13 protein-coding genes and 2 pseudogenes are annotated in these 13,061 nt (G+C 62.8%); 7 read left to right on the top strand and 8 right to left on the bottom strand.

The genetic code is table 11. From position 1 onward, the window contains the following. Positions 1-18 precede the first annotated feature (18 nt). Both CIT31_RS02990 and CIT31_RS02985 read left to right on the top strand, forming a co-directional pair. Complete coding sequence (locus tag CIT31_RS02990; RefSeq protein WP_029347573.1) at positions 19-522, top strand: heme-degrading domain-containing protein; 504 nt, start codon at positions 19-21, stop codon at positions 520-522. Further along, on the top strand, positions 519-1,784 hold the full coding sequence (locus CIT31_RS02985) for a glycerate kinase type-2 family protein (RefSeq protein ID WP_065006094.1): 1,266 nt from the start codon (positions 519-521) through the stop codon (positions 1,782-1,784). Before CIT31_RS02990 ends, CIT31_RS02985 begins: the two co-directional genes overlap by 4 nt. 2 nt (positions 1,785-1,786) lie before the next feature. Here the strand turns inward: CIT31_RS02985 and CIT31_RS02980 are convergent, their stop codons facing one another. The 3 genes from CIT31_RS02980 to CIT31_RS02970 all read right to left on the bottom strand — a co-directional run bounded on the left by CIT31_RS02980 (position 1,787) and on the right by CIT31_RS02970 (position 5,416). Next, the gene (locus CIT31_RS02980) at positions 1,787-2,527 is read right to left on the bottom strand and encodes a UdgX family uracil-DNA binding protein (protein WP_280950299.1); all 741 of its coding nucleotides are present in this window, start codon (positions 2,525-2,527) and stop codon (positions 1,787-1,789) included. A gap of 71 nt (positions 2,528-2,598) precedes the next feature. After that, a complete protein-coding gene (locus CIT31_RS02975) occupies positions 2,599-3,984 on the bottom strand; it encodes a glutamine synthetase family protein (RefSeq protein WP_095517701.1) in 1,386 nt (461 codons plus the stop codon). 49 nt (positions 3,985-4,033) lie between these two features. Then, complete coding sequence (locus CIT31_RS02970) at positions 4,034-5,416, bottom strand: aspartate aminotransferase family protein (RefSeq protein ID WP_095517389.1); 1,383 nt, start codon at positions 5,414-5,416, stop codon at positions 4,034-4,036. A gap of 165 nt (positions 5,417-5,581) precedes the next feature. On the opposite strand from CIT31_RS02970, the gene CIT31_RS02965 reads away from it, so the two are divergent. Next, the gene (locus tag CIT31_RS02965; protein ID WP_095517388.1) at positions 5,582-6,034 is read left to right on the top strand and encodes a hypothetical protein; all 453 of its coding nucleotides are present in this window, start codon (positions 5,582-5,584) and stop codon (positions 6,032-6,034) included. Positions 6,035-6,045: 11 nt separating this feature from the next. On the opposite strand, the gene CIT31_RS02960 is transcribed toward CIT31_RS02965, so the two are convergent. From CIT31_RS02960 to CIT31_RS02945, 4 genes and pseudogenes are all read right to left on the bottom strand, one after another. After that, positions 6,046-7,020 (bottom strand): WD40 repeat domain-containing protein, encoded by a 975-nt coding sequence (locus CIT31_RS02960; protein WP_095517387.1) that lies wholly within the window; start codon positions 7,018-7,020, stop codon positions 6,046-6,048. 121 nt (positions 7,021-7,141) lie between these two features. Then, a pseudogene (locus CIT31_RS02955) lies at positions 7,142-7,668 on the bottom strand (GNAT family N-acetyltransferase). Then, positions 7,665-7,943 (bottom strand): annotated as a pseudogene (locus CIT31_RS02950) (type II toxin-antitoxin system TacA family antitoxin). The pseudogenes CIT31_RS02955 and CIT31_RS02950 overlap by 4 nt, the downstream one beginning before the upstream one ends. 73 nt (positions 7,944-8,016) lie before the next feature. Beyond that, positions 8,017-9,075, bottom strand: a complete 1,059-nt coding sequence (locus tag CIT31_RS02945) for a CobW family GTP-binding protein (RefSeq protein WP_065006088.1) — start codon at positions 9,073-9,075, stop codon at positions 8,017-8,019. A 196-nt stretch (positions 9,076-9,271) separates the two neighbouring features. Here CIT31_RS02945 and CIT31_RS02940 point away from each other — a divergent pair, with 196 nt between their 5' ends. Both CIT31_RS02940 and CIT31_RS02935 read left to right on the top strand, forming a co-directional pair. Continuing rightward, positions 9,272-9,997 carry an intradiol ring-cleavage dioxygenase gene (locus CIT31_RS02940; protein ID WP_095517386.1) on the top strand — a complete coding sequence of 242 codons (726 nt, stop codon included), beginning with the start codon at positions 9,272-9,274 and terminating at the stop codon, positions 9,995-9,997. 216 nt (positions 9,998-10,213) lie between these two features. Beyond that, positions 10,214-10,684 carry a MarR family winged helix-turn-helix transcriptional regulator gene (locus CIT31_RS02935; protein WP_095517700.1) on the top strand — a complete coding sequence of 157 codons (471 nt, stop codon included), beginning with the start codon at positions 10,214-10,216 and terminating at the stop codon, positions 10,682-10,684. 16 nt (positions 10,685-10,700) lie between these two features. Here the strand turns inward: CIT31_RS02935 and CIT31_RS02930 are convergent, their stop codons facing one another. Beyond that, positions 10,701-11,579, bottom strand: a complete 879-nt coding sequence (locus CIT31_RS02930) for an AraC family transcriptional regulator (RefSeq protein ID WP_095517385.1) — start codon at positions 11,577-11,579, stop codon at positions 10,701-10,703. 35 nt (positions 11,580-11,614) lie between these two features. Between CIT31_RS02930 and CIT31_RS02925 the strand changes: the two genes are divergently transcribed. Together CIT31_RS02925 and CIT31_RS02920 are read left to right on the top strand one after the other, a co-directional pair. Next, on the top strand, positions 11,615-12,022 hold the full coding sequence (locus tag CIT31_RS02925; protein ID WP_095517384.1) for a DUF2000 family protein: 408 nt from the start codon (positions 11,615-11,617) through the stop codon (positions 12,020-12,022). Between the two features lie 153 nt (positions 12,023-12,175). Further along, positions 12,176-13,060, top strand: a complete 885-nt coding sequence (locus tag CIT31_RS02920) for a DMT family transporter (RefSeq protein ID WP_165778334.1) — start codon at positions 12,176-12,178, stop codon at positions 13,058-13,060. Position 13,061 lies beyond the last annotated feature (1 nt).

Raw genomic sequence — 13,061 nt, 5'->3', positions numbered from 1 at the left:
AGTTGACAGGGGAACGACATGGCCGTTGCGGACGATATCGCTCTGATCCAGAAACAGGAAGCCGAGCTTGTCTTCCCGGCCTTTGATGAGGCTGTCGCCTTCAAGATCGGCTCGGCGATCCGCGACCGGGCACTAGCCGAGAATCTGCCGATCATCGTCGATATCAGAACCTTCGACCGGCCGCTGTTCTACGCGGCAATGCCGGGCTCGAACGCCTCCAATCCGGATTGGGCGCGGCGCAAGATCAACGTAGTGCGGCGGTTCCTGAAAAGCACCTACCGCATGGTGCTGGAGCAGCAGCGTCCCGACCGCAGCTTCAAGCCGGGCGAGGGGCTCGACATCTCAGACTACGTGCTGGCCGGCGGCGGTTTTCCTGTCACGGTCAAGGGCGCCGGTGTGATCGGTGTGATCGCGGTCTCGGGCCTGCCGGAGCGCGAGGATCACGGCGTCGTCGTCGATGCGCTGTGCAGCCATCTCGGCGTCGACGGGTGCGAACTGGCACTGCCGCCGGAAGCAAAATGACCGAGATCGATCCCAAGACCTTCCTCACCGCCATCTTCAATGCCGCCGTCGCCGCTGCCGATCCCCAGAGGACCATCAGGGATCACCTGCCGGCAAGGCCGAAAGGGCGCACCATCGTCGTCGGTGCCGGCAAGGGTTCGGCGCAGATGGCGGCGGCTTTCGAGAAGGTGTGGGACGGGCCGATCGAAGGGCTGGTCGTCACCCGCTACGGCTACGCTGCGGCATGCCAGCGCATCGAGATCATCGAGGCGGCGCATCCGGTGCCGGACGTCGCAGGGCTCGAAGCGTCGCGCCGGCTGCTCGAAAAAGTTCAGGGGCTGACCGCGGATGATCTGGTCGTGGCGCTCATTTCCGGCGGGGGGTCGGCGCTGCTGCCGGCGCCCGCGGAAGGTCTGACGCTGGCCGACGAGATCGCCGTCAACGAGGCGCTGCTCGCCTCCGGCGCGCCGATCGCCGCGATGAACACTATCCGCAAACATGTTTCCATTATCAAGGGCGGTAGATTGGCCGCGGCCGCCTATCCGGCCAAGGTCATGTCGCTGGTCGTCTCCGACATTCCGGGCGACAATCCGGCGCTGGTCGCTTCCGGTCCGACCGTTCCCGATTCGGGCAGCCGCCAAGAGGCGCTGGCATCGATCGCCGCCTATGGCATGAAACTGCCGGCTGCGGTGATGGCGCATATCAATTCGCCGGCCGCAGATGCGCCGCGCGCCGACGATTCGCGTTTTTCGCGCAACGAAGTGCATCTGATCGCCTCGGCCGGCGTATCGCTGGAAGCGGCTGCAGCCGAAGCCAGGCGCCATGGCATCGAGGCGGTCATCCTCTCCGATTCCATCGAGGGCGAGGCACGCGAGGTCGGCGGTGTCCACGCTGCGATCGCCCGCGAAGTCGCGACGCGCAACCGGCCCTTCCGAAAGCCCGTGTTGGTCTTGTCTGGTGGAGAGACGACGGTGACTTTGCGGGCAAAAGGCAAGGGCGGCCGTAACAGCGAGTTCCTGCTCGCCTTCGCTATCGGCATCAGCGGCATGGATGGCATCCACGCGCTGGCCGCTGACACCGACGGCATCGACGGCTCTGAGGACAATGCCGGCGCCTTCGCCGATGGCTCGACGGTGTCGCGGATGCGGGCGACGGGCGTCGATGCTAAGGCCATGCTCGCCGGCAACAATGCCTGGACGGCATTCAACGTCGTCGGCGATCTTTTTATGCCCGGCCCGACCGGGACGAATGTCAATGACCTAAGGGCGATCCTGATCAGATAGGTTCAGGCCGCCATCAGCTTTTTTACCGCCTTCATGTCCTGCAGGAACCGCTCGCGCTCGGCCTGTTTGTCCGCCGGCTCGCGAATACGCAGGATGAAGGACGGGTGGATGGTGACGAACACACGCAAGCCATCGTCGCGCTCCACGACCTCGCCGCGCATCTTCATGATCGGCACGACCTTGCCGAGCAGCGACTGCGCCGCTGTTGCGCCGAGCGCCACCGCCAGATTGGGCTTGATCATTTCGAGCTCCTTGTCGAGCCACCAGCGGCAGGCCTGCACCTCGCCGGCATTTGGCTTGGAGTGGATGCGCCGCTTGCCGCGCGGCTCGAATTTGAAATGCTTGACCGCGTTGGTGACATAGACTTTCAACCGGTCGACGCCGGCATCCTCAAGGATGGCGTCGAAGACCTTGCCCGCCGGCCCGACGAAGGGTTTGCCGGCCAAATCCTCCTGGTCGCCAGGCTGTTCACCGACGAAGATCACCTTGGCCTTGTCAGGCCCTTCGCCGAACACGGTCTGTGTTGCATTGCGCCAAAGCGGGCAGCGGCGGCAGGCTTTCGCGACTTCGCTGAGTTCGGGAATAGATCTTGCGTCGTCGCCTTCCGTCGTCTCAGGCAATTCAGGCTTCGGCCAGCGTCTTGCCTGCACCTTAGCGTGGTGTGGCGTGGGATTTGTCTGCATCCTGGCGATCATGGCTGATGCGGCCTTGTCCGCTGCTGCGATCAGACACGCAATGAGCAAAGCCCGCGGAAGGTTCCGTTGAAATTACACACGCCTGCGCCTTCACCGGCGGATGGCCGACAACGCGATGCCTACACCTCGTGCAGATAGAGATGATAATCCAGTTCGCTGACCGTGCGCGCCACGCGCAGATATTCGGATTGCTTGATCGCCACAAATGTACGGTGCAGGTCTTCGCCCAGTGCGCCTTTGAGGAACGTCGACGCGCGCGCGGCCTCGATCGCGGCGCGCCAGTCCACCGGCATGGTCGTGCGCGTGATTGCCGATTCGTAGCCATTGCCGGTGGTTTCGGGGCCGGGATCGAGGCCTTCGTCGAGACCCTTAGTGATGCCGGCCAGCACAGTTGCCGCTACCAGATAGGGGTTGGCGTCGACGCCCGACGGCCGGTGCTCGATGCGCCGGTTTTTCGCATCACCCGCCGGCACGCGCAGCGCCACCGAGCGGTTGTTGACGCCCCAGGTCGGCGCCACCGGCGCATAGGATTGCGAAACGAAACGCCGCCATGAATTGGCGTGCGGCGCAAACACCAGCATCGATTCGGCCATGGTCTGGATGAGGCCGCCAAGGCCGCGCAGCAGCGGCAAGGACCAAGTCTCGCCGCTAGCCTCAGTGAAGACGTTCTTGCCGGCGTTGTCCCGCAGCGAGACATGGAAATGCATGCCAGAGCCGGCATATTTCTCGATCGGCTTGGCCATGAAGCAAGCGGTGACGCCGTGGCGGCGCGCCTGTGCCCGCACCAGCCGCTTCAGCATGACGAGGTCGTCGGCCGCCCGGATCACATCGTTGCGGTAGTTCAGTGTCAATTCGTACTGGCCGGGCGCATATTCGGAAATGACAGTCTCGGCCGGGATGCCTTGCACCTTGGCCGCGGCATAGATGTCGGAAAACAGTGGCTCCATGCCGTGCAGATGGTCGACGGAATAGACCTCGGTCTTGGCCGAGCGTCGGCCGTCGAGCACCGCGTGTGCCGGCTGCACCTTGCCGTCGGCGTCGCGCTCGTTGGCGAGCAGGAAGAATTCGAGCTCGAAGGCGCCGGCCGGATGCAGGCCCTTGGCCGCCAGTATCTCCACCTGACGGGCCAGCGCCAGCCGCGGATCGGAGGACATGGGCTGACCGTCGAGATGATACATCGCCATCAGCACCTGGCCGCGCGGCGGCTGTGTGCCGAACAGCGGCACCAGCGTGCCGGGGATCGGCCATGCCCGCAGGTCGCCGTCGCCGGTCGTCCAGATCAGCCCCGTCTCGTGAACGTCCTCGCCGGTGATGTCGAGACCGAGGATCGAGATCGGCATGTGCCGGCCGCCCTCGAAGATGCTCTTCAATTCGTGCCGGCGCACGATCTTGCCACGCCCGACGCCATTGGCGTCGGTCAGCACGATGTCGAACGCTTCGATTTCGGGATGGGCGTCGAGAAAGGTCTGCGCCTCGGCAGGCGTCGAGCCCGAAGGTGATGTCATAATGGCGTTCAAAATTTGCTTGTGCGCTTCTCTCATGTGCAAGCTTGTCTCATGCCGCGAGCCTTGCCGCAACCGCGCCGAAGGCGGTGATCAGGCGGTTGACCTGGGTGGCGCTGGTCGCCGGCGAGATCAGCATCATGTTGTGGAACGGCGCAATCAGCACGCCGCGATTGACCAGTGCGACATGGATAGCCGCTTCGAGCTCCGGCGCGAGCGCTGTTTCCGCCTCGCCGCCATTCCTCAGCGGGCCAGGTGCGCAGATGAACTCGACGCGCGCGCCGACTTGGGCAACATGCCAGGGCAGGCGGCAACGGTCGATGACGGCGGTCAGCCCTGCGTCGAGCCGCCGCGCCAGATGGTCCATATGGTCGTAGTTCTCCTCGGTCATCACCTCTTCGAGCGTGGCGCGCATTGCCGCGAACTGCAGCGGATTGGCCGACAGCGTCGTACCCATGCCGGAATAGCCTGGTTCCTTGGCGCTGATATAGTCGGTGTAGCGGCTGGCGACGTCTTCGCTCATCCCCCACACGCTGGCCGGCACGCCACCGGCGATTGGCTTGCCGAGCACGAACAGGTCCGGCTCCAAGCCGTGTTTCCTGGTGTAGCCGCCCGGACCGGTCGAGATCGTGTGCGTCTCGTCGATCAGCAGCAGGGTGCCGGTTGCGCGGGTGAGACGGCGTAGCGCGTCGTGGAAGCCGGGTTCGGGCAGCACCATGCAGGAATTGGTCAGCACCGGCTCGGTGATGACGCAGGCGATATCCTTATTCCGGAGCACGGCCTCGAGTGCCGGCACATCGTTGAACTCGATGACATCGGTCGTCCGGGTAAGGTCGCGGAATTCGCCGGCCAGTCCCGGCCGGTTGGCCGGTCTGCCGCCGACCAGCCGCACCATCGTCTCGTCAACCGAGCCGTGATAGCAGCCGTTGAAGACCAGGATCTTTTCCCGGCCGGTGATGGTGCGGGCGACGCGCAGCGCAAAGCGGTTGGCATCGGTCGCCGTCGTCGCGATCTGCCAGAACGGCAGGCCGAAGCGCTGTTGCAGCAACGGGCCGATCGCTACCGCATCTTCGGAAGGCAGCATGTAGGTCAGGCCGTGTCCGGCCTGCCGGCGGATGCCGCGCGCGACCGGCGGCGGCGAATGGCCGAACATCGAGCCGGTGTCGCCGAGGCAGAAATCGTCGAGCCGGTTGCCGTCGATATCGGTGATGGTGGCGCCTCTGGCGCTGTCGACCAGGATCGGAAACGGCGTCGGCCAGTCGTTCATCCAGTGCATCGGCACGCCGCCGAAGAAGCCCGGCAGGCCGTTGCCGACCTTGGCTGCCGATTTCGGCCTTGCCTTGCGGAAGGCTTCGGCCTCGGTCTCGCGCAAATCGGCGATGCGGGCAGTGCTGATGCCGCCGATGGACGTCTTTAAATGGTCGATAGTATGCATGAAGGTCCCTCTCATCCGTCACTCTGCCAATCGGCGTCCGGAACCGCAATTGGCCGCACAGCTGTCCTGCATTGGTTCAGCGGCCAGGGTGAAGAGGACGGGCGCTTGACCTGAGGGCATCCTCCAGCATCAATGCGGATAGGGTTTGTGGCTGGGGAAAGAAAGATGCGGACGATCTTCTGTGCAACAACGCTGCTGTTATCGGCCGGCTCGGCCTTCGCCACCGGCGGCATCTGGTGCTCGGCCGAGGATGCAGCGGTGAAATTCCAGGTCGAAGCCGGCGTCACCAGAGGCATGGGCGGTCCAACGTTCAATTTCCGCGGCGATCTCGAAATTCTCGGCAGACCCGTCGGCGACGATTTGCGCAAGACAGTGTTCGAGGATTCCAACCTCACGCAATATTGGCTCGACGGCAAGGAATTGCGGCTGCTCGTCTATCGCCAGCACGAGGTCGCAAACACCTACAGCTCTGTCGAACTGACGATCGTGACCAAGTCCAGTGAAGAAGGCACCTATGACGGGCGCTATTCGCTCGCCATCTATGAGGGCACGGCTGACACGGGTGGCGATAGCATGCCTGCCGCGTTGACCGGCAAAGTCTCCTGCGGGGCCGAGTAGAGAACTCCCGGTTATGCGGAAATATCGATGACGCCGCAATCGCCGGCGGCACTGCCGAAGGCGACGCGGCGTTCCTCCCTATCCCACATCATCGAGGTGATGGCGCCCTTGCCCGGTCGGCGCAGAAGCACCTCTTTGGCGTCAGCGAAACGCACCGCCATCACCATGCCGTCGTCATAGCCGATGGCGACGACATCCTGGCTTGGATGGCAGGCGACCGAGGTCACCATGGCGTTGCCGCGCGTGCCGAGTTCCAGCGGCGCCTTGCCCATCGGCCCGTCCTTGCCCGAAAACGGCCAGACGATCGCCGCCGGTGCGCCGGAACTGGCCAGCCATTTTCCCTTGGCGCTCCACGACAGGCTTTTGACTTTGCCGGGATAGCCGCTCATGCGCATGTGCTTGCCGTCGGCCAGCTTCCAGCCATGTAGGGCGTTCTCCTGCATGGTGGTGACGAGGAAGGCGCCATCCGGCGAGAAGGTGATGCCGGTATGGGCGCCGGCCCATTCCAGCTCGACTGGCTTGCCGTCCGCCGCCGGAAAATGCAGCGTCGCGCCATTGTAGCGGGCGACGCCGAAGCGCATGCCCTTGGGCGAGAACGCCAGCCCTTCGACCGAACGCGGATGCATGAATTCTTTAGTCTTGCCGTCGGCAAAGCGCACAAAGGCGATTTTGCCCGAGGCATAGGCCACGGCGCCTTGTGGTCCGGCGGCGACGCTGGTGATCCATTTTTTCCCGGCGCTTGCCAATTCTGCCGCATTGCCGCCGGCGCTAACCGAAAAAATCTTGCCGTCCTCGCCGCCGGTGATCAGCCGGTCGTTGGCCGCATCGTGGAACGCGGCGAGCAGCCCGTCATTGGCCTGCGCCGTCTTGTGGCCGTGGTCCAGCCGATGGATTGTGCCGTCGGCCAATGCGAAATGCGGTACGTCGCCAAGGAAGACGGCGGCGATGCAATGACCCTGGAGATCAAGTGGGGCGACTGTGGGCATGGCTATCGTGGTTCACAGCTAGACGGGATTGCAGGGGCGGTTCAGGCGGCTTACTCGACGTTTGCGGTTCCGGCAACCATGAGGATCTGCATCGAAACCACAATTGTGGCGACTCCGATCGTCAAAACAGTCCCTTGGCCCGCAGACCAGTTGCGAAGGTCGCCAATGGCATCGCCAAGGTCAAATCCTGGCCTTGGAGGCTCTCGGCACCATAGCTGGCATACAACCGTGCTGCCCGCTCGTTCTTGGCGTCGATGATGAGCAGGATGCCGCCGCCCTCACCTGCAAGCCGCAGGCAGCGCAACGCTGCGGCGGCTAGCAGCTGACCTCCGAGCCCTTGCCCGGCGACGGCGCGGGCGGTCGCAAGCCGGGCAAGCTTGAAGCCGGAAACCTCGTGTCGCGCCAAGCCTCTCGTCATGGCGTCCGGCACTGCTTCATGAGCTACAGCGGAAGGGGCGATTGTATAGAAACCGAGGAGCCGGTCCGAAGCCGCGTTGTCGATTGCACAGAAGGTCTTGGCCGCGTTCTGATCGTGGCTCTGCCGTGCGAACCGCCGCAGAAATCGTTCATCTGCGCATCACCGCAACCGAAAGAAGCCCGATCGTGGCGTTTCGCAATCGACTCCTCGTGCCAGAACGGAAGCGTCACACAGTATCCGGCAAGGCAGCGCTCGCCGCTCGCAGCCTAGCATTGGGTTTCGGCGGGTTCTCAAGTAGGTCAAGGATGCGTGTGAAGTCGCGGTTGGACGCCCTCATCACCTCGGCAGCTTCGATCACGGCCTGCGCTTCGGGTACGATCTTGTCGAGGATGAAATCGGCCATGTCCTTGTGCGACAGCGCAGCTGCCCGGGGCGATGATCGCCTTCTGCGCCGGTGGAATGCGTATCTGATAACGTTCGAATTATTGTCGGCGGATCTGGACATAATCTGTCCTCTTTTGCACTTCTGTACACATGATATGTGTACAGAAGGCAGTAACCAACCCCTATTCGGTCCATTACGCCTGGCAGGCGTCGAAGCTCTTCTTAAGGCGCTCGGCGTCGAGCTCGCGGCCGATGAATACCAGCCGGCTCTCGTGCTTCTCGCCGTCCTTCCAGGCGCGCTGGTGGTCGCCCTCGATGATCATGTGGACGCCCTGAATAACGTAGCGCTCGTCATCGCCCTTGAGCGCGATGATGCCCTTCAGCCGCAGGATGTTCGGGCCTTCCATCTGGGTGATCTTCTCGATCCACGGGAAGAACTTCTTTGGGTCCATCTCACCGCCGCGCAGCGACACCGATTGCACCGTCACGTCATGGATATCGGAAGGGTGCGTGTGATGATGGTGGTCATGCCCGTCATGGTGATGATGACCATCATGATCGTGATGGTCATGGTCATGATGATCATGGTCGTCATGCGCCTCGAGGAAGTGCGGATCGTTCTCCAGCGCTCGGGAAAGATCGAAGGCGCCACGGTCGAGCACCTCGGACAGCGCCAGGCCGGCGCGGGTGGTGCGATGAATCCTGGCCGCCGGGTTTATCGCGCGGATCGTCGCCTCGACCTTGCTCAGTTCCTCCGGCGTGACGAGATCGGTCTTGTTGAGCACGACGACATCGGCAAAGGCGATCTGGTCCTCGGCTTCGCGGGAATCCTTCAGCCGCAACGGCAGGTGCTTGGCGTCGACCAGCGCCACCACGGCGTCGAGCCTGGTCTTGGAGCGCACATCGTCGTCCATGAAGAAGGTCTGCGCCACAGGCACCGGATCGGCGAGGCCGGTCGTCTCCACCACGATGGCGTCGAAACGGCCCGGCCGGCGCATCAGGCCCTCGACAACGCGGATCAGGTCGCCGCGCACCGTGCAGCAGACGCAGCCATTGTTCATCTCGTAGATTTCCTCGTCGGATTCTACGATCAGCTCGTTGTCGATGCCGATCTCGCCGAACTCATTGACGATGACGGCGTAGCGCTTGCCGTGGTTTTCCGAAAGGATGCGGTTGAGCAGCGTCGTCTTGCCGGCGCCGAGATAGCCGGTGAGAACGGTTACGGGGATCTGCGTCGTCTGTGCATCGCTCATGTTGGGCCTCGAAAAGGATTGTTGGCTCCATATAGGATGTGCGCCGTGCTTTTGCACGCGGCAAACCGATGGGCCAAACACGTCGCCAACATTGCCGGCTTTCCCAACATCGCTGAACTTTCATTGGCGCTGGCGGATTTCACTGCCTAGATAAGAACAAGGCAGCTTGCTCGAAAGAAACCAAAAGAGGCGCCGAATGTCCGACAAACCGTCCCCGTTGAGCCGGCGTCAGGCGCTCGGCTTCATTGCCGTCAGCGCCGGCGGCGGCGTCTTCCTTCCGGGCATCGCGCTGGCTCAGCAGGCCTCGCCCTATGTCGGGCTTGCCCTGTTCGATAGCGGTGCCGGCGTTTGCGCGATCACGCCGGAAGCGACTGAGGGGCCGTTCTATTTCGACCCGAAGCTCCAGCGCGCCGATATCACCGAAGGCAAAGCGGGCATTGCTCTCAATGTGCGGCTGCAGGTGGTCGACGCGGCCTGCCGACCGCTTGCCGGCGCGCGTGTCGACATCTGGCATTGCGACGCGCAAGGGCATTATTCAGGCTATCCGGGACAAGGCGACGGCCAGGACGTCGATACGTCAGGCCAGAGTTTTCTGCGCGGTTGGCAAAAGACCGACGAGAGCGGTCTCGTCTCGTTCGCCACCATCTATCCCGGCTGGTATCGCGGCCGCACCACCCACATCCACTTCAAGGTCTTCCCCAACGCTAATTCGGTGATGACCGGCCAGCTGTTTTTCCCCGATAGTCTGAGCGAGCAGATATTCACCACTGTCGCGCCTTACACCGACCGGTCCGGCAAGCGCGATACGTCGAATGCCAGGGACCGTATCGCGCGGCGCGCTGGGCCGCTGTCGCAGGCGGCGCTGCGCGAGGTGGCGGAGGTCTACCAAGCCTTGATGATCGTCGCGATGAAGGCTGGTTGAGTCTCGTCGTGTGTGGAGTGCTCCTGCTGCAAGCGTCCACCTCTACCGAAAAGTCGTTTGTCATCTAACTGAAATAAACATCTGGCATTAGCCACGGCGGACACCGCATTGCTTGCCGGCAAAGCTGTTTTGCAAAGCCGGATCTTTGATCGTCGATTGCCAACCGGGCGGCTGCCTCTATGCTGTCCGCACCGGTTCGGCCGAAGAGGGATGACCATGGCCAAGGCGGACAAGACTGCGACAATGAGCCGGCTGCATTCGGCGGCGCGGCTGGCACGTACTGCGCTGGCGGCGCGGCTTCTAGGGCACGGCTTCTATGCCGGTCAGGACCAGATCATGCTCGCGCTCGACCGTGAGGACGGGCAGACGCCCGGCAATCTTGCCGGTCGCCTCGGTGTGCGCCCGCCGACCATCACCAAGACCATCAACCGGCTGCAGGCGCAGGGCTTCCTGGAAAAGCGCGCCTCTTCCGCCGATGCCCGCCAGGCCCATATCTTTCTGACCGACACGGGCCGCGAAATCATTCATGCCATCGAGAAATCGGTGAAGAAGACCGAGAAGCAGGCGCTGAAGGGTCTCGATAAAAAGGACCAGAAGGCGCTGTTCAAGCTGCTCGCCCGCGTTGAGGCGAACCTCTCGAACGGCGAGATGGTTCTCGTCGACGAGGAGATCGACGCCGACGAATGATCAGCGGCTGACGCCATCAGGCAGCGGCTGCTGACGATCCATGGACCAATGCCGACCAGCGGCCCGGCGTGACACCGAACGCTTTCTTGAAGTGTCTGTTGAAATGACTTTGGTCGCTGAACCCGGCCGCTATCGCGATCTGCGCCAGTGGCTCGCTTGCCTCGATCATGCGCCGTGCTCGTTGAAGCCGGCGCATCAAGAGAAAGCGATGCGGGCTGGTGGAGAAGGCAGCACGGAAATGCCGCGATAGGGCGTAGCGATCCAGCCCGGTGATCGCCTCCAGCTCGTCGGAGCGGACGATACGGAAAACATTCTCTTCCAGATAGTCGCGCGCCAGGCTGGCCGCGCGCCATGCTGTCCTTGGGATCGGTTTCGCCGGCAGGCCTGCATGCCGTGCCAGGCTTCGCATCAGCTGCGCAATGAAGTCGGCGACAAAGAGATCGTCCAGCTTCTGGTCCAACGGCCCCAGCGCCGAAAGCAGCCTCGTGCGGAAGACAGGATCCGTCACCACGGCATCCCTGACGAAAGGCAGCGATGCGTCGATCGTATCAAGGCAGTCCAGCACGACGGACGGCTCCAGATAAAGCATCCTGTAACGCAGGCCCTCTTCGGTGCCGGCACCGCCGTCGTGCAATCCGTCGGGATGGAGCACGATAATCTGGCCGGGCAGGCTATGATGCGACGCGCCGCGATAACGGAAACTCTGGACGCCATGCAGCGTCACGCCGATGGCGTAGGTATCGTGACGATGGAGATCGAACGCGCTGCCGTGGAACCGGGCCTCGATACGCTCCATGCCGGCGGAATCGGGTGCCGAGATGACGCAGTTCTCAGCCGCGTCAACGCACAAACGTCCAAGACCTTGGAAGGCCTCGCCATCTAGGCTGTTTGACATCGCTTCACTCACAAACCTCGAATGGCAAATGTCTCATGTTCGACACGAAATTTGCAATCGTGCTGCAGGACGACCTTCCCGTCTGGCAAAAGCTCAATGTCACCGCCTTCCTGACCAGCGGTATCGTTGCGCAGTATAGCGACATCATCGGCGAACCCTATCGCGACCGCGCCGGCAATATCTACAATCCGCTCTCGATCCAGCCGGTCATCGTGCTTTCGGCCGATCGCCCGACGCTCAGTGCGATCCACCGGCGGGCGCTGGACCGCGGTGTGACGACCTCGCTCTACGTCGACGAAATGTTTTCGACCGGCCACGACGCGGGGAACCGCGCCGTATTTGCCGAATTCGCACCCGACGACGCCAAGGTCGTCGGCATCGCGGTGCGTACCGAAAAGAAGCTTGTCGACAAGATCACCAGGGGCGCCCGTATGCATCCCTAGTGCACGTAGTCAGCTGTTGTCAGCCTCCTCTGGCTTGCCGGCAGGTGACAATTGCCTCAAAGGTAGGGCTCTGCCCTGCTTCCATCCGGCCTGAAATTGAGTGCTCTCCCAAGACAAGACGAAAGCGCGACGCCTCCGGCGGCGATCCTCTGCATGCTTTCCGTCTATGTATTTTTCACCTTCCTCGACACCAGCAGCAAATATCTTGTCATGGCCGGCGTCTCGGCGCTGATCGTCGCCTGGGCTCGCTTCGCCGTCCATGTCGTGCTTGTCGGTGTCTTTCTGCGCGGATGGCGCGAGCCGGCGCGCTTTCGCGCCAACAATCTGCCGGCGCATATCCTGCGCGGCGCCTTCCTGTTCGGATCGACCATTTGCAACGTCATGGCGCTGCGAACCTTGCAGCTGGCAGAAACCACATCGATCTATTTCTTCGCGCCGATGGTGATCACAGCAATCGCCGGTCCTTTGCTCGGTGAATGGGCTGGCTGGCGGCGCTGGCTGGCAATCCTGAGCGGCTTCGTCGGCGTCCTCATCATCACCCGGCCAGGCGTTGGCGTCTTTGGCGTCGGCCATCTCTTCGCGCTCGGCTCGATGCTGTCGAACTGTTTTTACGTCATCATGACGCGGCGCATGTCGGCCACGGAAACCTCGGAGAGCCTGATTCTCTTTTCGGCGCTGGCTCCGGCCGTACTTCTCCTGCCGATGCTGCCGTTTTCGCTTTCGCTGCCGCAGGATGGCTGGCACTGGTTCATCCTGCTGATGCTTGGCGTCTTCGGTGCAATCGGCCACTGGCTCCTGGTTCAGGCCTATCGTCTTGCCACCACCACGGCATTGGCTCCCTATCCCTATTCACAGATGATCTGGATGATCATTGCCGGCTGGATTGTCTTCAACCAGTTTCCCGACCGCTGGACGCTCGTCGGGGCGATCGTCATCGTCGCCAGCGGCCTTTATATCGTCCATCGCGAGCACCGGCTTCGCGTGCGCAACCGCGCCGCCCTCGACGTCGAGGTGGAAGCGCTGGCAAAAAAACTTTGAT

Source organism: Mesorhizobium wenxiniae (assembly GCF_002284535.1).
In the GTDB taxonomy this organism is placed as follows: Bacteria; Pseudomonadota; Alphaproteobacteria; order Rhizobiales; family Rhizobiaceae; genus Mesorhizobium; species Mesorhizobium wenxiniae.
Note: the sequence above shows the minus strand (reverse complement) of the source record. Positions and strands in the feature narration are given on the sequence as shown.